The following is a 20,182-nucleotide window of genomic DNA, read 5'->3' as shown; positions in this document are numbered from 1 at the left end:
GCTTTTGACTGGCCCTTGACGCCTATTTTGTTCGCGTCGCGCGTCGCCGCGGTTTCCATGTGTCGGACAGCGCGTTGACGGCGGCTTCGAGCGCCTTCCGGTCGACGATGTTGGGATCGAACCGCGCCGGACCCCAGAGGCGCATATGTTCGTGGTCCGGATGGGCAGGGTCTCTGATGGCTTCAAGGTATTCGGCATAACCCGGCGCACCGCCGACGTCTTCCGGAGGACAACGACCGGCGGCTTCGAGCAAGAAGGGAAGTCCCTCCGTCGTGGTGTTCTCGAACCATTTTTCGAGCTTGATCACATGGTCCCAGCTGTCGCCGAAGTCATAGAGATAATGGATCGTCTTGGCGCCAGTCTCGCGAACGACATCGCAAGGCCGCGCTTTGCTGGCATCCATGGGCTGGTGGGCGTAATCGTTGTGAGGATCTGGAATCCCCCAACGGACCTCACCAGCGAAGAACTCGAAGAGGTGGCTGTTCGTCCAGCCAAATGCCGCCTGAAGCGACAGATGCAGCCGATCCAAGCGCAGGGTGACGGGTACGACGAGGCGACGCATCACCTCCGGTTTCACGTCCTTGAGGTCACCTTGATCCGGACCGCGGTCGTGTTCAGGCTCATGCCGCCAGCCTCGGATCGTATGGAAGCATCGTGTAGATCGATGCCCAAGGGAGCAGTTCGTCCAGTCGCGCCGCAGGCCAACCATTGACGAGATTGGCGAGAACATCAGCGAGCCAGTGCTCGGCACTGACGCCATTGAGCTTACAGGTTTATGCCGCCCGCCGAACTATGCCGAACGGAGTTGGTATGGCACGCCGTTGTCACGCTGGCACCGCCGATCGCGTGCAGGGCAGCCCCATTCCATTCGGCATAGTCTGGTCGTTCAGAGCGCCTCCAGAAAGGCGAGCAGGCGGTCGTTCGGCTGGAAGCGGGTTAGCTTGCCGCGCTCGTACGGCTTGAGCTTCGCCAGGGCAGCTTCCTTGAGGGCGAGGTGGGCGTGCAGGTACGTCTGCGTCGTCTCGACCGATTCATGACCGAGCCACAGCGCGATCACAGAACAGTCGACGCCGGCTTGCAGCAGTTCCATCGCAGCGCTGTGCCTCAGCACGTGCGGCGACACGCTCTTGGCCTTCAAAGACGGGCAACTCTTGTGAGCGACACGAACATGCTTTCCCAGCAGGGACTGGACGCTGTCGGCACTGAGCCGGCCCCCGTGCACGTTCGGGAACAACGCTGTTGCTCCTTTCCGCAACGGTTCCTTGAGCCATGCCTGGAGCGCACACCGAGCGAGTGTGGTCAGCGGAGTGGTCCGCTCCTTCCGCCCTTTACCGACGCATCGCACGTGTGCGCCAGACCCGAGGTGGACGGCATCCCGGTCAAGGCCAGTCAGCTCTGAGAGGCGTAAGCCTGTCTGGGCCGCGACTAACAGCAAGGTGTGATCGCGGCGGCCAAGCCACGTCGTTCGATCGGGCGCTGCGAGAACCGCCTCGATCTCGGGGCGCGTCAGGAAGTGCACCTTTCGCTTGTCGTGACGCTTGCTCGGTATGGCGAGCACGCGCTGGATCAGCGCACTGTGTGCCGGTTCCTCGAAGGACACGAACCTGAAGAAGGATCGGATGGCCGTCAGACGCAGGTTACGCGTCTTCGCACTGGCGCCGCGCGTTACCTCGAGATCGGTGAGGAACGCGCCGATGAACGTTGCATCCAGATCGGCGAGCGTCAGGGCCGATGGGGACTTGCGCAGCTGCACCCGAGCGAACATGAACAGCAGCCGGAACGTGTCTCTGTAGGAGGCGATCGTGTTGCCGCTAACATTGAGCTGGCGCATGAGGCGCTCGGTGAAGAAGCGCTCGATCAACGTGGCGACATTGCAAGCGGGCTTCATGGCGTCACCTCCCATCGCCGATCGAGACGCCGCGCGGCTTCCTCCATCAACTCGGGGCAGGCCGAGAGATACCAGTAAGTGTCGCGCACGCAGACGTGGCCGAGGTAAGTGGAGAGCACTGGGAGTTGTTGCTCGACGTTCTTGCCTTCGCGATACCAGTTGAGCAGCGTCCGGATGGCGAAGCGATGACGGAAGTCATGCACGCGTGGCCCGGTACGATCACCTGGGCGCCGCAGCCCGATCTCTCTGGACAATCGCCAGAAGACGCGATGAACGTACTGGTGCAGCAAGCGGCCTCCCTGTTCGGCAACGAAGAAGGTCGAGCCGCAGCGTGACCCGAGCAGCGCATCGCGCCGGTGGGCGTAGTCGCGCAGCGCGGTTCTCGTCGTCGGATGCAATGGCACGAGCCGCGACTTGCCGAACTTGGTCAGCCGGACCGTCAGCACGCCGGCGTCGAGGTCGACGTCATCACGCTCCAGGCCCATCGCCTCGGATATACGCATGCCCGTCACCGCGATCAGCCCGAACAAGGCATGGTAGGTCCATCGGCGCAGCCCGTCCGCTGGTGGCAGAGCCAGCGCTGCCGTCAGCAACGCATCGATCTCCGCGTCGCTGTAAACATAGGGCTTGGCGCGCTTCCATCCGGGCAGCATGCCGACGGGCGGCACCTCCGTTCTCGGGTCGAAGTTGGCGACATGGCGCGCGAACCCGCGCACGTCGCTCAATCGCAGCGCCCAGGATGCATGACGATCGGGCGGCAGCGTTGCCCATTCCATGGCCAGCTTCGTCGTGATGATCCTCGCCTTGCGCTTCTCCATGAAGGCGACGAAGTCGGCGAGCCGACGGGTCTGGTGCTCGTACTTGTATCCAAACCCTTGCGCATGCTCAGGTACTTATCGAGTGCGGCGCGCAGATTGGTCATTGCACGCCTCCCGGCCAGGGCAGGCTCAATGTTCTCAGCGCATCGATGTCGACCTTCGAGTAAATCCGGGTAGTGTCGTGGTTCTCGTGCCGCAGCAACTGTCCGATCTCCGACAAGGTGGCGCCAGATCGGAGAAGCTCGGTAGCGAGACTGTGTCGGAAGATATGGGCGCCGCGATGTGCGCAACCTTCGATTCCAACGCGATCGAGAGCGGCCTTGGCGATCATGGTGATCGCACATCCGGAAGCAAAGCCGACGTGTGGCGCGAGCGTACGGACGAACAATCGTCGGCACGACGACTTTGGGCGGCCATTGCGGAGATATGCAACGATGGCCGCGCCAACGTCTGGCGGTATCGGCATCCGTGCACGCTGTCGGCCCTTGGCGCGAACGAGTATCTCGCTGGCGCGCCAGTCGATATCATCAAGGGTGAGCGTCGCGACCTCGTCGGCCCGCAGGCCGAGCTTGGCTAGCAACAACAGAATGGCGTAGTCCCGCCGTCCCATCACTGTCTCTCGGTCGCAACCGTCGAGAGCCTTCCGCACCTGTGCCGCAGGCAGATAGGTCGGCAGAGTTGCGAGCTTCCATCGCCGCATCGATGGAACGCAATCCGCCAACGGGCGCGCGTTCAGCCCCCGATGGTGGAGGTAACGGAGAAAGGCGCGCAACGACCAGCACATCGCCTTGCCTGTTCCCGGGCTCCAATCCTGGGCGTGGCGCTCAATGTAGCGGATCACGTCCTCTTGGCTGATCTTGCCCAGGGCGGCGCCGCCGGAGCACACCTCGTGCAGGAACCTGCGGATGACCGGGAGATGGCGGACGATGGACCTCGGGGCCAAGCCGCGCTCTGATCGCAGGTAGGCATCGAACTCCTTGAAGATCCGTTCGTGCGGGGTGAGAGGCGGCAGCACCGACGGCGCGATCACGCCTTCCTCGCGCAGCACCGACAGCCATCGCTTGAGCGCGGCCCGGTCACCGGGTTGGATAGACTGCCTTCCGCCTCGATGCCGGAGGTACCGCTCAACGACCTGCTCATCGAGATCGACCAGCTTGTAGCGACGGCCCGCCATCCAACTCAGGAGCCCGCCAACCACGTTGAGGCAACGCCACGTGCCGTGCCGAACGAGCCTCTCTTCGATGAGACGAGCGGCGTAGCGCTCGACGAGTTGTCCGTGCGGCCCGCTTCTGAGACGCCGGTACAGCCGGCTTCTGCCCAAGTACTTTTCAACTTCCATCTTCCTGTTCTCCGCTGTTGAAAGCGGAGGCACAGAACGAACTATGCCGAACCGACCAAACGCCGGTCAGCCAGAAATCTGGGGAAAACGACCCGACTCGGCATAGTTCGGCGGGCGGCATAAACAGCCCTATGCCGCGCGCGGCATAGGGCTGTCTCAATGAACGAAGCCAGGACTGCCCAATCCTCGGCGCCCTCGTCGCACCCGGCAAAAAGAGAGTTCTTGGCGTTGAGCTTGATCGGCCGCATCGCACGCTCGACAGCATTCGTGTCCATCTCGATGCGCCCGTCATCAAGGTAGAGTGTCAGGCCGCTCCAATGACGGAGCGCGTAACGCAAGGCCTTCGCCGTGTCGCTCTTCGGTGCAAGGTGATCAAGCTTGGCCTCAACCCACTGCTTCAAGGCTGTAGCGAGAGGCCGAGCATGCGCCTGCCTGCCGGCACAGCCCTCCGCATCCGATCGGCCGCGGAGGGCCTTCTCGACTGCGTAAAGCTGGGCGATGCGTTCAAGAGCCTGGCGGGCAACCGGAGCTGGCGCCGGCGAAGCCTCGCGCTCGATCTTCACAAACTGGCGCCGCAGATGCGACCAGAAGGCGAGCGTCCCGGACAGGGCGTCCGCACGCCTCTCTCGGATCATCGTCTTGTAAGCTCCGTCGCAGTGGATGATGCCGCGATAGCCTTCGAGCAGCCTCAAGCCGGACGGCTCCACGGCCCGGTGCATAAGCGTAAACCACCCAGGTGGGTCAGGTCCGGCCCAGGGCCTGTCATCGCGTGACAGCGCCCAGAAGTAGCCAGTTTTCGTCCTGCCGCGCCCCGGATCTAACACCGGTGCGGGAGTCTCATCGACACAGAGCTTCGAGGAGGCGAGCAGAAGCTGGCGCAGACGATGCCTTCAATTCCTGGGCCGCATAGCCGACCCAGAAGGCGAGCGTGGAACGATCCAGCGCTATTCCGTGGGTCGCCAACATCTGCGCCTGGCGGTAAAGCGGCAAATGCCAATGATACTTGGCGTCGATCACATGCGCGACCAGCCGCTCGGTGGGCAATCCTCCCCTGATCAGTCGCTCGGGCGCAGCCTGCTGGAGGACGACGCCGTGACAGGCGCGGCAGGCCAGCTTGGGCCGGCGGGTTACGATGACGCGATACTGCGCCGGAACGACATCGAGCCTCTGACTCTCATCGTGACTGATCTCGAAGAGGTCGCCGTTACAACACGGGCAACTGGTCTCCGCTGGCATCAGGATTTCGACGATGCGCGGCAAATGCCACGGAAGTTAAACCCTGTTGGCTCTGCGCGCGGCAGCTCTCTTCTCGCAAACTCTGGGATTGGGGCGATCTTCGGCTGCTTCGAGGGCGGCGACGGCCTGATCGATATCCTCCAGAACAAACTGCAGCTGATCAGCGTCCAGCTTTTCCGAGGACCGACCGAACTGCGCATCTTTTGCAAGCTTGAGCAACCGCTCGAGCCTGGCGCAGCGATCCAGCAGAGCCGCGGCAAAGACCCGCAACTCGGCCGGATCGCTCGGCAGTTCATCAGGCAAATCACTCATTGCCCCGAGTCTGCCATGCTTCGCGCCCCGATGCAGCGAAGATTTGTATCTTTACGCAAGTGCTTTCGGCGGTGCGTCGCGAGGCGCATGCATGCGCGTCCAATCCATGCCAGCCAGAAGCACCGACAGCTGGGCGGCATTCATCCGCATCACGCCGGCCACAATGTGAGGCCATTTGAAGCCGCTGCCATCGAGCCGCTTCCAGTACATCACAAGGCCGCTGCCATCCCAGACGACGATCTTCACCCGGTTAGAGCGCATCGCACGGAACACCACCGGCACACCCTTCATCGGGTCATGGCCCAGCGTCTCCTTCGCCAACAGCGCCAAGCCCTCCGCACCTTTTCTGAAGTCTACAGGTTGCGTCGCCACGTAAAGCATGAGGCTCGCGGGCGGCGTCAGCATGAACGTGTCCGTCGAAGCGCTAAGAACACGTCGCTCAACACAGCAAGGCCAGGCGCCCCCCGCACCTCCACGCGTGCTCCCTGGAGCTCAACCGTCACAATGGCTGCTTCCGGCGACCTGGTCGGCTCTGCGGCCGCCGGTAGCGCCGATTCCGATACCACCGGCACGAACGACAGCGTCTCCGAAGTCGGCAGCACCAACTGGCCCAAACGTGCCCGGCGTCGCCAGTCGTGCACCTGCTGGGTGCGTATTCCGACGAAGTCGGCCGCGGATTCCGGGCGAAGCCGGCCGCCTGTACCGATTGAAGCCGGCCGTGGATTCCGATGATCCCGGCCGCCTGCCGAGGCGGGGTCTCGCGACGACGTCGTCATCAGGTCAGTTGGCGGGCTCGTCGTCAAGCGTCTGACGCTTGGCGGCGGCTTTGCGCAGGCTCTCGCCCTTGAGATTGAGCCTGTGGGCGTTGTGTACGAGGCGATCGAGGATAGCGTCGGCAATGGTTGGGTTGCCGATGAGCTCGTGCCAATGCTCGACCGGGAGCTGGCTTGTCACCAAGGTCGAGCCGCGGCCATGGCGATCCTCCATCATCTCCAACAGGTCGCGTTGCTGCTCGGCAGTCATCGGGGCAAGTCCCCAGTCGTCGAGGACCAGAAGCTCGACGCGCGCCAGGGTCCTGAGCAGGCGAGCGTGGCGGCCGTCGCCCCGCGCGAGAGTGAGCGCCTCGAACAGCCGCGGCAGCCGTTGATAAAGCACGGAGCGGTTGTCCCGGCAGGCCTTGTGGCCCAAGGCGCAAGCAATCCAGCTCTTGCCGACGCCGGTCGGGTCGATGATGAGCAGGTTCTGATGCCGGTCGATCCACTCGCCAGCGACGAGCTTTTGGAACAGCGGCTTGTCGAGCCCGCGCGGCGCCTTCATGTCGATATCCTCGACGACGGCGTTCTGCCGGAGACTTGCGAACCGCAACCGAGCAACCAGCCGCTTGTTCTCGCGCTCGGTCGCTTCACGGTCGACGAGCAGTGCGAGGCGCTCCTCGAAGGCCAGCGCGGCAATGTCGGGTTGTCGCTGCTGTTCGTCGAGGGCCTTCGCCATGCCGGTAAGCCCGAGCGCGACGAGGCGGTCGTGGGTGGGATGTGTCAACATCGTCTCTCCTTTCTTCACTGGTAGTAATCGGTGCCGCGGATATTGCCGTGTCGGATCGGTGGGCCGTCTGGCGGTCTCTCGTTGGCGTAGGCGCGATCGAGCCCGTGCTGCAGGATCGACTTGATCGAGCCGTAGGTGGTCGCGCCGATGTCGTTGCCACGCTGGCAGGCGGCCTCGATGCGGGCCGAGCCGTAGCTGCGCGCGAGCCGCAAAATGCCGAGACAAGCCCGGAAGCCCTGCTCGGGGTGTGGTTTGGCTTTCATGATTGCTTCGACGAGAGCGATCGTGGCAGGGCCGATCTTGGCGGCTTCTCGCTTGATCCGCGCCGGGGTCCATTCGGCATAACGCCGGTGCGCGCTCGGCATGTGCTCCGGGATCGTGGTGTGGCATTGGGGTACGTCAGAGCGGGCGTGGCTGGCAACCCGGCTGCCCTTGTGCAGGATCTCGACCGTCCTGTCGGTGACGCGCGCCTCGAGCTCTTCGCGGATCAGACGCGAGGGCACCGAGTAGTAGTGACCGGCGATCTCGACGTGATAGTCGGGCGCGACTCGGCACTTCTTCCACTCGGCATACTGATATGGCATCGGCGGCAGGGCGTTGAGCGCCGGCTTGTCGATCTGTGCGAACAGCTCGTTGCGGCTCACGCCGAGTTTACGCATGATCCTGGCATAGGATCGGCGTCGCCTCAATCCTATTGCTCCTAACGATAGGACATGCCGTCCGCACGGCCGTCGCTTTCACAGCATGGTTTTCCTTAGGCAATCCAGGAAGAGAACGTTTCCTAGCTACGAGCGGTCGGCCTAGATCACTCACCCTACAAGAGTAGATAGGCAGGAATCTCTTGCGGCCGAGCAGTGAGGATCGATAAAAGGATACAACCAGCCTCACACAGAGGACTAACAAATATGACATACACCTTGAATCCCTTGCTGCGCTTTCTCCAGGTTTACGATGACGCGGCCGCGAAAATGGGCATCAGGCTTTCCATTGGGTGTGATTTCAACGAGTACATCGCGATCACAGCCTCGCTAGCAGACAAACCCAATACTTATCCCATCTTTCGGCCAGACCGCTCACCGATTCGAACGGGCGAAGGGTATTGGCTTGTGGGTTTTGATAAGGAAAACAAAGTGGCGCTCGTCGAGGCCGCGCGCTTCTATGACCTGTCGCAAACCACCCTTGCAGCACACCTCGAAACGCTGAAGTTCTTCTATGCGAATCCGACGATAGATGCACATCCTGAAGATCGCTGCGTTTGTACTGCTCAGATGGCGCGCAGCATTACAGGTAAAGTGGTGTACCACGGGGATATCTGGATCCGCCCCGACTTCAGGGGCTCGGGCCTGCTCAAGATCATGACGGGGACTATGCGTGGCGTCAGTCTTGCGATGTGGGCTCCCGACTTTCTCTGTGGCCTAGCTGGGCGGTGGTCGTTGGATAAGAACGTCTATGATCCGGTTCACAATGAACCAGGCGGAGCAGACATTCACCTGGTGCAAGAGAATATCGTCGCTAACGATTGGCTGTTCTGGATGACAGGCTATGAACTTAAGCAATTGTTAGACGTAACGCCGGACCTGAACTGATCGTCTAACGTCGTTGCATTTGCGGGCTGCGGGCCGGAACAATACCGGCGACGAAGGTCTTGAGCTAACGCCCCACCGATTGCCGCTCTCTAGACTAGATGCCATACGCTTGTGAGTTAATGAGCGTGCCAAGCACTTCAGCTACCAGCAGCCTCTCCATCGGATCTCTATACACCATCCGGGTCACCGTACAAGGCTCACGACTTCGATCCGAGTTATCGCGTCGCTCCGCCCACCGCGTAGAAGCGGACATACCAATGCAAGGAGATCTTTCAATGAGTCTTAAGCTTACCGTCTTTACTGCGATACCCCGCGAAAGGGGACAGCAGCAAGGAGAGCTGATGCGATCGGAAATCGCGGCCAATGCTGACTTTTATTTAAAACGCTTTTGCGCTAACGGAACTAATCTTGCGCAAATTCAAGCTGAAGCAACTGGTTGGTTGCGCTTCCTTGAAGATCTACGACCCGACTACGTTGAAGAGCTGAGGGGAATTGCCGACGCTGCCTTTATGCCCCTCTATACGGTTGTGATGCTTAACGTCCGGCATGAGATTTGGCTACGCCTGATGGCACGTCGAGCCGCCGATCTATCGTATGGGATTTTGGATGGCTGCACGTCTGCCGGATTAATGCCCGAGGTAACCGCGCAAAATACAACAATGCTGGCGCAAACGATCGATGGGCAAGCGGCAGTTCGGGGCACCCTTTTTGTAGGCAAAGTAGTGACGCCCGCTAACCCGCAATGGCTGGGCATCTTCGAAGCAGGCTGCGCCGGCCCCATAGCGGGACTGAATGAAGCTGGGATCGGGCTAGTCTGCAACAGCTTGGTTTCGCCTATTGATGGCTCGGCACTCATGACCGCCCCGTTTAAGCTGAGGTGCCGGTCCATCCTTCAGGCGCCGACATTCGACCGCGCGATAAGCGCGATTATCCGCGCTGATCGAAACATCTCTATGAACTACCTGATTGGCCATGCTGATGGCGAGATTATCAACATTGAGAGCTCCCCCAATGACAAACGGTACATTTATCCTGAGGATGGGGTAATTTCACACGCAAATCATTTTGAGCCGGGAACACGAATACCTTCAGAATGGGAGCGCTTTGTGCCCGACAGTCCGTTTCGGTCCCGTCGCTTTGGTCGACATCTGCGCTCAAGGCTCGGGCAGGTGGATGTGGATCATATTTTGTTGGGCCTCAAAGACCATTTCTCTTACCCGGCATCCATTTGCTGTCACCCGAACCAGGATACGCAGTATCCGAATAGTACCCTTTCCGCCATCATTATGGATCTAAGCAAGCGTGTTTTGTTCGCCACTGACGGACCCCCGTGCAGCGCGCCGCTTGAGCGATTTGATCTTTGGATTTAGGGTCTGTACCTAATTAGCCGGTTCTGATTCCCTCGCACCGAGTTGATTCGGCACGGGGGACTTCGATGCGCAAAGGGCTGTTTTGGCTTAACGACAAGCAGTGGGCTCAGATAGAGCCGCATCTGCCGATGAACCAGACCGGCCCGGCGCGCGATGACGATCGGCGCATCATCAGCGGTATCATTCACATGCTTCAGTGCGGCGCACGCTGGCGCGATTGTCCGCCCGACTACGGTCCTTACACAACGATCTACAATCGGTTCAATCGCTCGGCCAAGCGTGGACATTGGCAGGCGATCTTTGAAGCGCTCGCCCGCTGTGGCAAGGACGGCGTGACTTTATCCATCGACTCCACCTCGATCAAGCGCATCGCTCGGCGAGCGGCGGAAAAGGGGGGGAGCATGAACAAGCGATCGGCCACTCGCGCGGTGGGCGGACCACGAAAATCCATGCGCTGAGCGACCCTGACTGCAGACCTTGCGCATTTCATCTCACTCCAGGCCAGGATGCAGATATAGCCGCAGCGCCGGCCCTTTTGGAACTCGCGCCACCGATGTCTGCCCTCATTGGTGACAAAGGGTACGACGGCGACGGCTTTCGCGCCGAAATCATCGATCGTGGTGCCAAGCCTGTCGGTATCCGCCGGGGCTAAGCCGCGACAGGAGCTTTCACCAATTCCACCGCTTGAGGAGCGTACGCATACGACGAAGGCCGCCTGATTGACGCATGCGCGCGAGCACGGCGAGTTCTACGATGGCGTTGCGTGAAGGTCAGGCGGCTTGCTGATCGGCGGACTTGCCGGCTTGGTGAAGGAGCTTCCATTCCCAGGGCAGCAGTTCGCGCAGACGCGAGGTGGGAAGATCGGCGATCCGGGCGAGGACGTCGGCGAGCCAAGCCTTGGGATCGACGTCGTTGAGGCGACAGGTCGTGATCATCGTCAGCATGATAGCGGCACGGTCGGCGCCACGTTGGCTGCCAGCGAAGGTCCAGTTGCGCCTTCCCAAGGCAATGCCTCTCAATGCACGCTCAGCGCAATTGTTGATCAAGCAGATCCTGCCATCGTCGAGGAAGCGGACGAAGCCGTCCCAGCGCTTGAGCATGTAGTTCATGGGCTTCAGGACCTCGGCGGAGCGGGAGAGGCTTTCTCGCTCGCGGAGCAGCCAGGCGTGCATGTCGTCGAGCAGCGGCTTGCTCCGCTCCTGGCGCACAGCACGCCGCTCGTCGGCACCACGGCCGTTGATGGCGCGCTCGATCTCGAACAGGGCGTCAAGACGCCTGACCGCCTCCAGCGCGATCGGGGAGACCGGTTTGCCCTTGCCTTCCCGGGCGGCTTTCTCGATGTCAGCCAGCTCGAAGAATCCCCGCCGCGCATGGGCCAGGCAAAATGCCGGAGTGATCGGCATTGCTTTCCTTTTTGGATCGAACAACGGCTCGAAGCCGCCATAGCAATCCGCCTGCAGAATGCCGGCGAAGGCGGCCAGATGCCTCTGAGGATGTTCGCCCCGTCGGTTGCCCGAGGCATAATAGACCGCCGCCGGCGGCGCAGGCCCGGCGAACGGCCGGTCATCCCGCACATACGTCCAGATCCGGCCGGTCGTGCATTTGCCCTTCGCCAGGATCCGGATGGTGGGGTGAGTAGGCCGGAGGGATTTCACCTCCAGCCTCTCGCAGAACCGGGCGTGAGACTCTCGCCTCACCCGGCTCCCATCAGGCAAGCTTGCCGCCACCGCCGAGTTGCCAATGCACAAAGAGCCTGCGGTTCTCACGCACGATCTTCTCCAGGAAGAGACGCGCGCGTCCTAAACGGTGATGGAAGCGCTTGTACTTTCGCTTCAACCAAATACCTAACGTCTGGTTGATGTAGCGCGCCAACGGATAAAGCGCTGAGCGGGTGTATTGCCCATAATAAGCGATCCTGATCTTCCCTCGAAAAAGTGGACGGGTTAAGCGGCTTTTAGCTCCATTTCGATCGGGGGGATATATCCGATGGCGGAATGGAGCCTGGTTCGGTTGTAGAAGCCCTCGATGAAGGCGAAGATATCGCTCTGGACTTGAGCGCGAGTTGCTGCTGGATCGCCATCGTCAGGGCGGCAGATGCAAGTTCGACCTGCATATGATCCCGCATGGCCCAGCCGACGATCTTTCGGCTGAACAGGTCCATGACGGCCGCCAGATACAGCCAACCTTCAGCGGTCGGAATATAGGTGATATCGGCGAGCCAGACCCGGTTCGGGTCTTCCGCGGTGAAGTCCCGCGCGATCAGGTTCGGTGCGATCGGCAGACCGTGGCGGCTGTCGGTGGTGCGCACACGGCGCGGCGGTGCCATGATGGCGCGAATACCGTACCGACGCATCATCCGTTCAATTCGACCGCGACTGGGACCACGGCCCTGCGCCCGCAGGGCGGCATGGACGCGGGGGCTGCCGTAGCGTCCGCTGCTGTCTTGATGGACCAGCCGGATCGCTGCCCGGAGCGTGGCATTTGATTTTGCCCGCTCGCTCACCGGGCGCTCGCGCCGGGCGTAATAGCCGGCCGGCGAGACCTCGAGCACGGCGCACATCAGGCGGACCGGATAGGTCTCGCGATGGTCTTCGATGAAGCGGAAGCTCATGTCCGGGTTCCGACGAAGATCGCGATCGACTTCCTAAGAAACAGCCGGATTGGCGTCGCCCGGGATGGCCTGCAACACGAAGCCTAGCGATTTCGCCCGGCGCTGTAGGTTGGCGAGGACGCGGCTACGATATTGCTGCTCATATTGGTCGGCGCCAGGATCCTTGTAGCTCATGCCGTGCCGGAGTGTGTTGTAGAATAAAACCGCAATCTTGCGAGCCGTCGCCGTCACCGCCTTCGATTTACCCGCACGTGCTGACAACCGGCGATAGAATGCTCCCAGCGCTGTCTCGCTCCGCCCCACGGTTGTGGCTGCCAAACGCAACAACGCAGCTGCGCGACTTGAAGATCTCCGTGTGCGCGAAGACAGCACCTTGCCGCCGGAGATCTTGTTGCCGGGTGCGAGGCAGAGCCAGGAAGTGAAGTGTTTGGCGCTCGGCCATGCCGTTAGATCGATACCGCACTCGCCAATGAGCTTCAATGCGAGCGACGGACCCAACCCGTGGATCTCAGTCAAATCGACGCCCCGCACTCTGTACAGTGCGGTCCTGACATCGAAGGTGGGGGTGTTGACCTGCTTGGTCTTTACGCGCGGCTTGGCTAGGTTTCCGACCGGTCTTGCTCCTTTGGTGTTCAATGCACTGATCAGGACTTCGAGCTTGCGATCACAGTCGAGCATCTTTGCCTGATAAACGTCGTAGAGCTCCAGTGATTGAGCTAACGCGAAAACATGTTCGTGGCGGTCATTGCCTACGAGCGCTGCGCGGATCGTCTCGATCGATGAGTGGCAGCGCACGTCCCGATAGGTTGCCGGGACGTCGGGATTGCGTTCGCCTGCAACAATGGCTCGGATAATCCGCATGCCGGTCGCGCCGGTGATATCCGACACAACATGATGGAGCTGCAGGTTCATCTCCATCAGAGCCTTTTGCATATGTTGGATATGGGCGGCAGCATATTCCACGAGCCGCTCGCGCTGGCGTAGATAGGCTCGCAACGTTGCGATCTCGGCATCGGGTCGGAAGCTGCCCCGTAACAGGCCATAGGAGTGGAGCTGGCGTAACCAAGCGGCATCGCTGAGATCGGTTTTACGGCCAGGTACATTCTTGGCGTACCGCGCGTTGACCAGAATGACCTCAAACCCGCGCTGTTCTAAGATCTCGTAGACTGGGATCCAATAGACCCCAGTGGATTCCATCGCGACACTGGTCACGCCGCACATCTTGAACCAGTCCGCCAGTTCATGCAGGTCTTGCGTGAATGTGCCGAATGCACGCACTGGCTTGTCGGTGCAGGCCGGGTTTACCGCGGCCATGTGCATCTTTGATCCGATATCGATAGGGCCGCGCCGAGGTTGACCAGCTTTAGGTCCGGGCCGCGGTCGGTTGTCCTGTTAGGCATCGCAACTCCTCCGTCCGATGATGGGCTGGAGGGTCAGGGCTATGCCAATTTGTCATCTTCCTAATCGGGATCGCCGTCGAAACGGCGTCACCACTCTCAAGTCCGCATGCGCCCATGGACCACGTTTTTTAACGGGGACAGCGCCTCCAATAAGCTGACGGCCGCTACCCTCCGAGCTAAAGGATAGCACAAGGCTGTTTCTATTCCGCGCAGGCGCGCCACGACGCTGGACAGTTTTTTAAAATGTCGCGCTCCATGCGCAGCCGTTCGTTCTCCTGACGTAGGCGGGCGATCTCCGAAGCCTGGTCCGCCGGCATCGGCGTCGCCTGCGTGGTGGGTCGCCACGCCGCCGATCCCGGCTCCTGCCGGAGCTTATCTACCCACCGTCGCAGCACCGAATCCCGCAGACCGAGCTCCTTAGCAACCGACCCGATCGAGCGACCGCTCGACGCGACCAGTTCGGCGGCCCGACGCTTGTAATCCTCGGTAAACGACCGACGTTGACGTTCCATTCGACACCTCCGGGCTCAACGAGCCTACTACAGGTGTCCACTCATTCGGAGGAGGTTCAGTGTCCACCTATTTTGGTGGACACCTCATGCATCACGGCACTCAAAAGCAAAAGGTGCGGAGAAATTCGCGCTTACCATAAGACGACCGTTGTCACCGCGTATTGAAGTGTTCGCTGGCGCAGGTCGCAAGCGGTGGCCGGATGAATTGAAGGCACAGATTGCCGCGGAAAGCCTCGAGCTGGGGGCGGTTGTCACAGACGTCGCCCGTCGCCATGGCTGCCGGCCCCAGCATGCGTAATCCGATGCAAGCCGGCCACTGATTGAACGAACCCGCTACGCGGCAGTAGGGGGCAAACCTGCTGAACTGAGGTGTCCTGTCTGAGAGGATGTTGGTCTTCGCACCACCCCTCTCAAGACAGGAGACCCAGATGGCTACGATGAGCCCTCTTCGGCAGCGCATGATCGAGGACATGACGGTCCGCAATCTGTCGCCGTCGACTCAACAATCCTATATCTATGCGATCGCAAAGTTTAGCCGCCATTTCGGCTATGCCCCGGACCGGTTGAGTTTCGAGCAGGTCCGCGCCTACCAACTACATCTCATCGGCCAAAAGCGCTCGTGGTCCCACATCAATCAGGTGGCCTGCGCGCTGCGGTTCTTCTACGGCGTCACACTCGGGCAGACGGAGGCATTCGAGCGGATCATTGGTGGCCAGAAGCCCGACAAGCTCCCGCTCGTGCTTAGTGCCGAAGAGATCGAGCGCTTCCTGGACGCGGTTACAGGGGTGCGCAATCGCGTCGTGCTGGCGACGGCTTATGCGGCTGGCTTACGGGTTAGTGAAGTCGTCCGCCTGAAGGTGAGCTCGATCGACAGCAAGCGAATGTTGATCCACATCGAGAACGGTAAGGGCGGCAGGGATCGTTACGCGATGCTTTCTCCGCGACTGCTGGAGATTCTGCGTACGTACTGGATGCGAGCCCGACCGGGGCTGTGGCTATTTCCAGGCCAAGACCCAAGTGAACATGTCAGCGTCCGCTGCGTCCAGGCGGCCTGCCGCGCCGCCCGCCGCCGCGCTCGGCTTGCCAAGCCGATTACTGTCCATACGCTCCGGCACTCGTTTGCGACCCATCTCCTGGAAAGCGGGATCGACATTCGCATCATTCAAGTTCTGCTCGGACATGCCGACCTGGGATCGACCGCGCGCTACGCTCAGGTTGCGACCAACCTGCTCGCCCGCACGACCAGCCCATTCGATGGACTCTCCGTCAGGGTGATCCCACCCGACTGAGCTGCGCATATGCGCCCCGTGCTCGAGGTGGCGGACATCCTCCGCCGCCACGGCGGCGCCTTCCGTGCCGCGCAGGGTCCTCGGCTGTCCTCCGATCAGCGCCGTGTGATGGCGGCCATCGAGGCGTGTCGCACAGCGACGCTCGGCGGCCACGTCGAGCGGTGCGACGACTGCGGCCTGGTCCGCGTCGCCTATAACAGCTGTCGCGATCGGCACTGTCCAAAGTGCCAAGCGCTCGCGCGCGCCCAATGGCTCGCCGAGCGCCAGGCCGACCTGCTGCCGGTCCCCTATTTCCATGTCGTCTTCACCGTGCCGGCGCCGGTGGCCGCCATCGCGCTGCAGAACAAGACGGCGGTCTACGACATCCTGCTCAAGGCAGCAGCCGAGACGATCCGTCTCATCAGCGCCGACCCGAAGCATCTCGGTGCCGAGACCGGGATGATCGCCATTCTCCATACCTGGGGCCAGACCCTGACGCATCATCCGCATGCCCATTGCCTCGTGCCAGGCGGCGGGATCGCCCCTGATGGAAGCTGGGTTCATTGTCGCCCCGGCTTCTTCCTTCCCGTTCGCGTCCTGTCACGATTGTATCGTCGGCTGTTCCTGGAGCGCCTGCAGGCGGCGTTCAATGGCACCAAGCTCCAGTTCTTCGGCCATCTCGCGCACCTCGTCGAGCCAGCGGCATTCGCCCGCCATCTAACCGCCCTCCGCAAGGTCGAGTGGGTCGTCTACGCCAAGCGTCCCTTCGGCGGACCAGAACAGGTTCTGGCCTATCTCGGGCGCTACACCCATCGCGTTGCAATCGCCAACGGCCGGCTCCTTACCTGTGACCAGGGCCACGTCCGCTTCCGGTGGAAGGATTATCGCGCTGGCAACAGATCCAAAGTGATGACGCTCGACACTGAGGAGTTCCTTCGTCGCTTTCTGCTCCACGTATTGCCGAAGGGGTTTCGCCGCATCCGTCATTTTGGCTTCCTGGCGAACGCCTGCCGCGTCGCCAAACTCGCGCGCATCCGAGCGGCGCTAAAGGCGCCAGAGCCGCCTCCGCCTGCCGAAGCTGTCGACTATCGTGAGCGCTGCGCCATCCTCATTGGTCACCGCCTCGACTTGTGCCCCATCTGCGGAGGCCGCATGGTCGAGATTGGGCCTGTGCCGCGTGCGCAAACGCCGCGACGCGCAGCACCTCGCTGCGATACATCATGACCGACTACCTCGACTTGTTCGCTCCCACTGCAGGCATCGCCATGCCGACGTTCTCCGTCGGAACGATCAAGCACGCTCACAACGCGCGGCGAACGGGCGATAGTCAGCCGCTTGGGCTTGACGCGCCGTTCGACGCTATCGACGCCGGCATCCTCTGCTGCCAATATCAACGGCAATCTGCGGCCACACTCGCTCGCGGGCCCGACATCGGGTCAATCGCGCCTACCGGCGCCTAGATCGAGCCCCCATAGGTCCTCGCTCACAAGACGCGGCTTCGTTCAATCCAGCTTCAAATAGGTCCCGCGCTGGACTTGCGGCGAGATCTGCGACGCGGGACCTATTTGAACCCTCCAGTATTCCGACGCAATCCGGCCACCGATTCCGACGGAAGTCGGCCACCCATTCCGATCGAAGCCGGCCACCCTGTTGAGACCGCCTGACGCTCTCGAAGACGGCGATCGAATCGCGGACCAGCCCACCTTTGCGACCAAGCAAGGGAAGGTCTGATGCCCGCCGAGAGAGCGCCGATGCGGAAGGTTCGAGAAGTTTTGAGACTGCGGCACGCCCTTGGCGTGAGCGAGCGGCAGATCGCCGTCACGGTCGGCATCAGCCGATCGACGGTTGGCGAGTATCTGCGGCGGGCTGCCGTGATCGGCATCACCTGGCCGGTGCCGGAAGGGATGGACGACGGCGAACTCGAGCGCCGGCTGTTCACGCCGCCGACATTCGAGGAGAAGCCGGCGCGGCCGTTGCCCGACTGGAAGGCGGTGCACCGGGAGCTGAAGCGGCGCAGCGTGACGTTGCTCCTGTTGTGGGAGGAATATCGCGCGGAGCACGCCGACGGCTATGGCTACAGCCGGTTTTGCGATCTCTACCGGGAATGGAGCGAGGCGATCTCGCCGACCATGCGGCAGACGCATGGGCCTGGAGAGAAGCTGTTCGTCGACTTCGCGGGCGACACGGTGCCGGTGTTCGACGCCGCGACCGGCGCGCAGCGGCTGGCCCATGTCTTCGTCGCGGTGCTAGGAGCATCCAACTACACCTTTGCCGAGGCGCGTTGGTCGGAAGGGCTGGCCGACTGGATCGGGCTGCACGCCAATACGTTGCGCGCGATCGGCGGCGTGCCGAAGGCGATCGTCTGCGACAATCTGAAGGCCGGCGTCACCGCCACCTGTCGCTATGAGCCGGGCATCAACCGCACCTACCAGGAGCTGGCCGAGCACTACGGCACCGCGATCCTGCCCACGCGTCCGCGCAAACCACGCGACAAGGCGAAGGTGGAAGTGGCGGTGCAGATCGTCCAGCGGTTTGTGCTGGCGCGGCTGCGGAACCGGCGCTTCTTCTCGCTTGACGAACTCAACGGGGCCATCCGCAAGGCGATCGCGGACCTCAACGACTCTTATGCAGAGTCTTGTCTGATAAAATAGCTGCGACCGATAGTGGCTCGTGCCACGGCTCTGTGCGTTACGGACCTCCTCTGCGAGCGGGGCGGTAGGAGGGTGTCCGGAACGATGTGTAAGGAGGTTTCTGTGAGTTTACCTTAATTGGAGACTCACATGACCACCGATACGACGATTACCCCTGAACTGCTGGACCAGCTTCTTGCGAACTACAGCAAGCCCGAAAACCTGACCGGCGAGAATGGGCTGTTCAAGCAGCTCAAGAAGGCCTTGATCGAGCGCGCACTTGGAGCCGAGCTGACCGAGCATTTGGGCTACGAGAAGGGTGATCCTGCCGGCCGGGGCTCAGGCAACAGCCGCAACGGGACAAGCTCGAAGACGATCCTGACGGAGGATGGCGAGATCGAGATTACCGTGCCTCGCGATCGGGCCGGCAGCTTCGAGCCGCAGTTGACCGCCAAGGGGCAGACCCGGTTCGATGGTTTCGACGACAAGATCCTGAGCCTCTATGCCCGCGGCATGACGGTGCGGGAGATCCAGGGCCACCTGGCCGAGCTCTAAGGCGCCGAGGTCTCGCCCGATCTCATTAGCCGGGTGGCCGACGCCGTCCTCGATGAGGTCCGGGAATGCCAGAGCCGGCCGCTCGACGCCGTGTACCCAATCGTCTTTTTTGACGCGCTGCGGGTCAAGATACGCGACGAAGGGCTGGTCAAGAACAAGGCGGTCTACGTTGCGCTCGCCTACAATGCCGATGGCGAGAAGGACGCTCGGGCTCTGGATCGAGCAGACCGAGGGCGCCAAATTCTGGCTGCGGGTCGTCAACGAACTCAAGGCGCGCGGCGTCAACGATATCCTGATTGCCGTCGTCGACGAGCTGAAGGGGTTTCCCGAGGCGATCACATCGGTCTACCCGCAGACGCTGGTGCAGACCTGCATCGTGCACCTGATCCGTAACAGCCTTGCCTTCGTCTCCTGGAAGGACCGCAAGGCGATCCTGCCCTCGAAAGGCGATCTATCGGGCTGAGAGTGCCGACGCGGCGGCGCTGAGGCTTGCCGAGTTCGAGGCCGAATGGGGCAAGCGCTATCCCGCCATTGGCCAGATCTGGCGCAAAGCGTGGGAGCACGTAGTGCCGTTCTTCGCCTTCGCGCCTGGCATCCGAAAGATGATCTACACGACAAACGGGGTCGAGGCGCTACATCGTTCGCTGCGCAAGATCATCAAGACCCGCGGCAGCTTCCCGACCGACGAGGCGGCGCTCAAGCTGTTGTATCTCGCCCTCAGGAACGCTGGCGTTTATTGGCGGCGACCGGTTGAATGGACTGCCGCGATGGGGCAGTTCGCCATCCACTTCGGCGCGCGGTTTCCCGGAACAGCGCGCTGATGATCACAACCGACATCACGGCGCCGACCATGATCGTTTGGACCGAACCTTCGCCGTCAAGCCCCGCGCCTGCGGCGCGCCGCTGCGCGGCTTCGGGGCTTGACCGCTCGGTCCGGCCAAGCAGAATTATCGGCCATGCCGTCGATGCCAGCTTTCAATGTCTCAAACGCAAAACCCACCTTCACAGAAATCGCTTACACAAAACTTCGGACATTCCCGGCGGTAGCGGCTGCGACAACATCATCAAACTAGCCACTGACATTTATCGTGACCTCGCCCCCAAGTGTTATCCAG

Annotated in this window: 17 protein-coding genes and 7 pseudogenes; 9 read left to right on the top strand and 15 right to left on the bottom strand. The window is 61.7% G+C overall.

Going from position 1 to position 20,182, the window contains the following annotated elements:
• Nucleotides 1–22: 22 nt before the first annotated feature.
• The 10 genes and pseudogenes from X265_RS36725 to X265_RS36685 form a co-directional block, all read right to left on the bottom strand.
• A complete protein-coding gene (locus tag X265_RS36725; protein WP_232995630.1) occupies nt 23–577 on the bottom strand; it encodes a plasmid pRiA4b ORF-3 family protein in 555 nt (184 codons plus the stop codon).
• A gap of 43 nt (nt 578–620) precedes the next feature.
• Nucleotides 621–773 (bottom strand): annotated as a pseudogene (locus tag X265_RS36720) (transposase domain-containing protein); the annotation flags it as partial.
• Nucleotides 774–886: 113 nt separating this feature from the next.
• A complete protein-coding gene (locus tag X265_RS36715) occupies nt 887–1,888 on the bottom strand; it encodes a tyrosine-type recombinase/integrase (protein WP_128969530.1) in 1,002 nt (333 codons plus the stop codon).
• Nucleotides 1,885–2,810, bottom strand: a pseudogene (locus tag X265_RS36710) (tyrosine-type recombinase/integrase). Before X265_RS36710 ends, X265_RS36715 begins: the two are co-directional and overlap by 4 nt.
• On the bottom strand, nt 2,807–4,045 hold the full coding sequence (locus tag X265_RS36705; RefSeq protein ID WP_128929871.1) for a tyrosine-type recombinase/integrase: 1,239 nt from the start codon (nt 4,043–4,045) through the stop codon (nt 2,807–2,809). The pseudogene X265_RS36710 and the gene X265_RS36705 overlap by 4 nt, the downstream one beginning before the upstream one ends.
• Nucleotides 4,046–4,086: 41 nt before the next feature.
• Nucleotides 4,087–5,281 (bottom strand): annotated as a pseudogene (tnpC, locus tag X265_RS36700) (IS66 family transposase).
• A gap of 36 nt (nt 5,282–5,317) precedes the next feature.
• Nucleotides 5,318–5,593, bottom strand: coding sequence for a transposase (locus X265_RS41715; protein WP_232995629.1), 276 nt, complete (start codon nt 5,591–5,593; stop codon nt 5,318–5,320).
• A 51-nt stretch (nt 5,594–5,644) separates the two neighbouring features.
• Entirely contained in the window at nt 5,645–5,998 is a 354-nt protein-coding gene (gene tnpB / locus X265_RS36695; RefSeq protein ID WP_128929870.1) for an IS66 family insertion sequence element accessory protein TnpB, read from the bottom strand.
• Nucleotides 5,999–6,373: 375 nt separating this feature from the next.
• Nucleotides 6,374–7,135: an IS21-like element helper ATPase IstB gene (gene istB / locus X265_RS36690; protein ID WP_128929869.1), complete on the bottom strand. Its 762-nt coding sequence runs from the start codon at nt 7,133–7,135 to the stop codon at nt 6,374–6,376.
• Nucleotides 7,136–7,149: 14 nt separating this feature from the next.
• Nucleotides 7,150–7,824 carry a transposase gene (locus X265_RS36685; protein WP_164939080.1) on the bottom strand — a complete coding sequence of 225 codons (675 nt, stop codon included), beginning with the start codon at nt 7,822–7,824 and terminating at the stop codon, nt 7,150–7,152.
• 216 nt (nt 7,825–8,040) lie between these two features.
• Here X265_RS36685 and X265_RS36680 point away from each other — a divergent pair, with 216 nt between their 5' ends.
• The 3 genes and pseudogenes from X265_RS36680 to X265_RS36670 form a co-directional block, all read left to right on the top strand.
• Entirely contained in the window at nt 8,041–8,721 is a 681-nt protein-coding gene (locus tag X265_RS36680) for a hypothetical protein (protein ID WP_128929867.1), read from the top strand.
• Nucleotides 8,722–8,996: 275 nt separating this feature from the next.
• Nucleotides 8,997–10,091, top strand: a complete 1,095-nt coding sequence (locus X265_RS36675) for a C45 family autoproteolytic acyltransferase/hydrolase (protein WP_164934298.1) — start codon at nt 8,997–8,999, stop codon at nt 10,089–10,091.
• A 65-nt stretch (nt 10,092–10,156) separates the two neighbouring features.
• Nucleotides 10,157–10,725 (top strand): annotated as a pseudogene (locus X265_RS36670) (IS5 family transposase); the annotation flags it as partial.
• Nucleotides 10,726–10,861: 136 nt separating this feature from the next.
• On the opposite strand, the pseudogene tnpC (X265_RS36665) reads toward X265_RS36670, so the two are convergent.
• The 5 genes and pseudogenes from tnpC (X265_RS36665) to X265_RS36650 form a co-directional block, all read right to left on the bottom strand.
• Nucleotides 10,862–11,719: pseudogene (gene tnpC, locus X265_RS36665) on the bottom strand (IS66 family transposase); the annotation flags it as partial.
• A gap of 79 nt (nt 11,720–11,798) precedes the next feature.
• A complete protein-coding gene (locus X265_RS40905; protein ID WP_164934318.1) occupies nt 11,799–11,963 on the bottom strand; it encodes a hypothetical protein in 165 nt (54 codons plus the stop codon).
• Nucleotides 11,964–12,045: 82 nt separating this feature from the next.
• Nucleotides 12,046–12,705: pseudogene (locus X265_RS36660) on the bottom strand (IS3 family transposase); the annotation flags it as partial.
• Between the two features lie 30 nt (nt 12,706–12,735).
• The gene (locus tag X265_RS36655) at nt 12,736–14,040 is read right to left on the bottom strand and encodes an IS110 family RNA-guided transposase (protein ID WP_128929864.1); all 1,305 of its coding nucleotides are present in this window, start codon (nt 14,038–14,040) and stop codon (nt 12,736–12,738) included.
• Between the two features lie 262 nt (nt 14,041–14,302).
• Nucleotides 14,303–14,614 carry a transposase gene (locus tag X265_RS36650; RefSeq protein ID WP_128929863.1) on the bottom strand — a complete coding sequence of 104 codons (312 nt, stop codon included), beginning with the start codon at nt 14,612–14,614 and terminating at the stop codon, nt 14,303–14,305.
• A gap of 166 nt (nt 14,615–14,780) precedes the next feature.
• Here X265_RS36650 and X265_RS36645 point away from each other — a divergent pair, with 166 nt between their 5' ends.
• The 6 genes and pseudogenes from X265_RS36645 (at nt 14,781) to X265_RS36620 (ending at nt 19,888) form a co-directional block, all read left to right on the top strand.
• Complete coding sequence (locus tag X265_RS36645; protein WP_371746382.1) at nt 14,781–14,912, top strand: transposase; 132 nt, start codon at nt 14,781–14,783, stop codon at nt 14,910–14,912.
• Between the two features lie 130 nt (nt 14,913–15,042).
• On the top strand, nt 15,043–15,903 hold the full coding sequence (locus X265_RS36640) for a tyrosine-type recombinase/integrase (RefSeq protein ID WP_164935788.1): 861 nt from the start codon (nt 15,043–15,045) through the stop codon (nt 15,901–15,903).
• A gap of 9 nt (nt 15,904–15,912) precedes the next feature.
• Entirely contained in the window at nt 15,913–17,106 is a 1,194-nt protein-coding gene (locus X265_RS36635) for an IS91 family transposase (protein WP_128929833.1), read from the top strand.
• Complete coding sequence (locus tag X265_RS36630) at nt 17,103–17,342, top strand: hypothetical protein (RefSeq protein ID WP_128929832.1); 240 nt, start codon at nt 17,103–17,105, stop codon at nt 17,340–17,342. Before X265_RS36635 ends, X265_RS36630 begins: the two co-directional genes overlap by 4 nt.
• A gap of 291 nt (nt 17,343–17,633) precedes the next feature.
• The gene (gene istA, locus X265_RS36625; RefSeq protein WP_164934314.1) at nt 17,634–18,533 is read left to right on the top strand and encodes an IS21 family transposase; all 900 of its coding nucleotides are present in this window, start codon (nt 17,634–17,636) and stop codon (nt 18,531–18,533) included.
• 129 nt (nt 18,534–18,662) lie between these two features.
• Nucleotides 18,663–19,888: pseudogene (locus tag X265_RS36620) on the top strand (IS256 family transposase).
• Nucleotides 19,889–20,182: the final 294 nt, after the last annotated feature.

The sequence above is a fragment of the Bradyrhizobium guangdongense genome (assembly GCF_004114975.1).
Taxonomy (GTDB): domain Bacteria; phylum Pseudomonadota; class Alphaproteobacteria; order Rhizobiales; family Xanthobacteraceae; genus Bradyrhizobium; species Bradyrhizobium guangdongense.
The sequence above is the reverse complement of the archived record's forward strand: the minus strand, read 5'-3'. Positions and strand labels throughout refer to the sequence as shown.

What these genes read in the sequence shown, in the direction of transcription:
- X265_RS36715 (WP_128969530.1), bottom strand. Translation starts at nt 1,888, where the DNA reads ATGAAGCCCGCTTGCAATGTCGCCACGTTGATCGAGCGCTTCTTCACC.
- X265_RS36705 (WP_128929871.1), bottom strand. Translation starts at nt 4,045, where the DNA reads ATGGAAGTTGAAAAGTACTTGGGCAGAAGCCGGCTGTACCGGCGTCTC.
- X265_RS41715 (WP_232995629.1), bottom strand. Translation starts at nt 5,593, where the DNA reads ATGAGTGATTTGCCTGATGAACTGCCGAGCGATCCGGCCGAGTTGCGG.
- tnpB (WP_128929870.1), bottom strand. Translation starts at nt 5,998, where the DNA reads ATGCTGACGCCGCCCGCGAGCCTCATGCTTTACGTGGCGACGCAACCT.
- istB (WP_128929869.1), bottom strand. Translation starts at nt 7,135, where the DNA reads ATGTTGACACATCCCACCCACGACCGCCTCGTCGCGCTCGGGCTTACC.
- X265_RS36680 (WP_128929867.1), top strand. Translation starts at nt 8,041, where the DNA reads ATGACATACACCTTGAATCCCTTGCTGCGCTTTCTCCAGGTTTACGAT.
- X265_RS36675 (WP_164934298.1), top strand. Translation starts at nt 8,997, where the DNA reads ATGAGTCTTAAGCTTACCGTCTTTACTGCGATACCCCGCGAAAGGGGA.
- X265_RS36650 (WP_128929863.1), bottom strand. Translation starts at nt 14,614, where the DNA reads ATGGAACGTCAACGTCGGTCGTTTACCGAGGATTACAAGCGTCGGGCC.
- X265_RS36640 (WP_164935788.1), top strand. Translation starts at nt 15,043, where the DNA reads ATGGCTACGATGAGCCCTCTTCGGCAGCGCATGATCGAGGACATGACG.
- X265_RS36635 (WP_128929833.1), top strand. Translation starts at nt 15,913, where the DNA reads ATGCGCCCCGTGCTCGAGGTGGCGGACATCCTCCGCCGCCACGGCGGC.
- X265_RS36630 (WP_128929832.1), top strand. Translation starts at nt 17,103, where the DNA reads ATGACCGACTACCTCGACTTGTTCGCTCCCACTGCAGGCATCGCCATG.
- istA (WP_164934314.1), top strand. Translation starts at nt 17,634, where the DNA reads ATGCGGAAGGTTCGAGAAGTTTTGAGACTGCGGCACGCCCTTGGCGTG.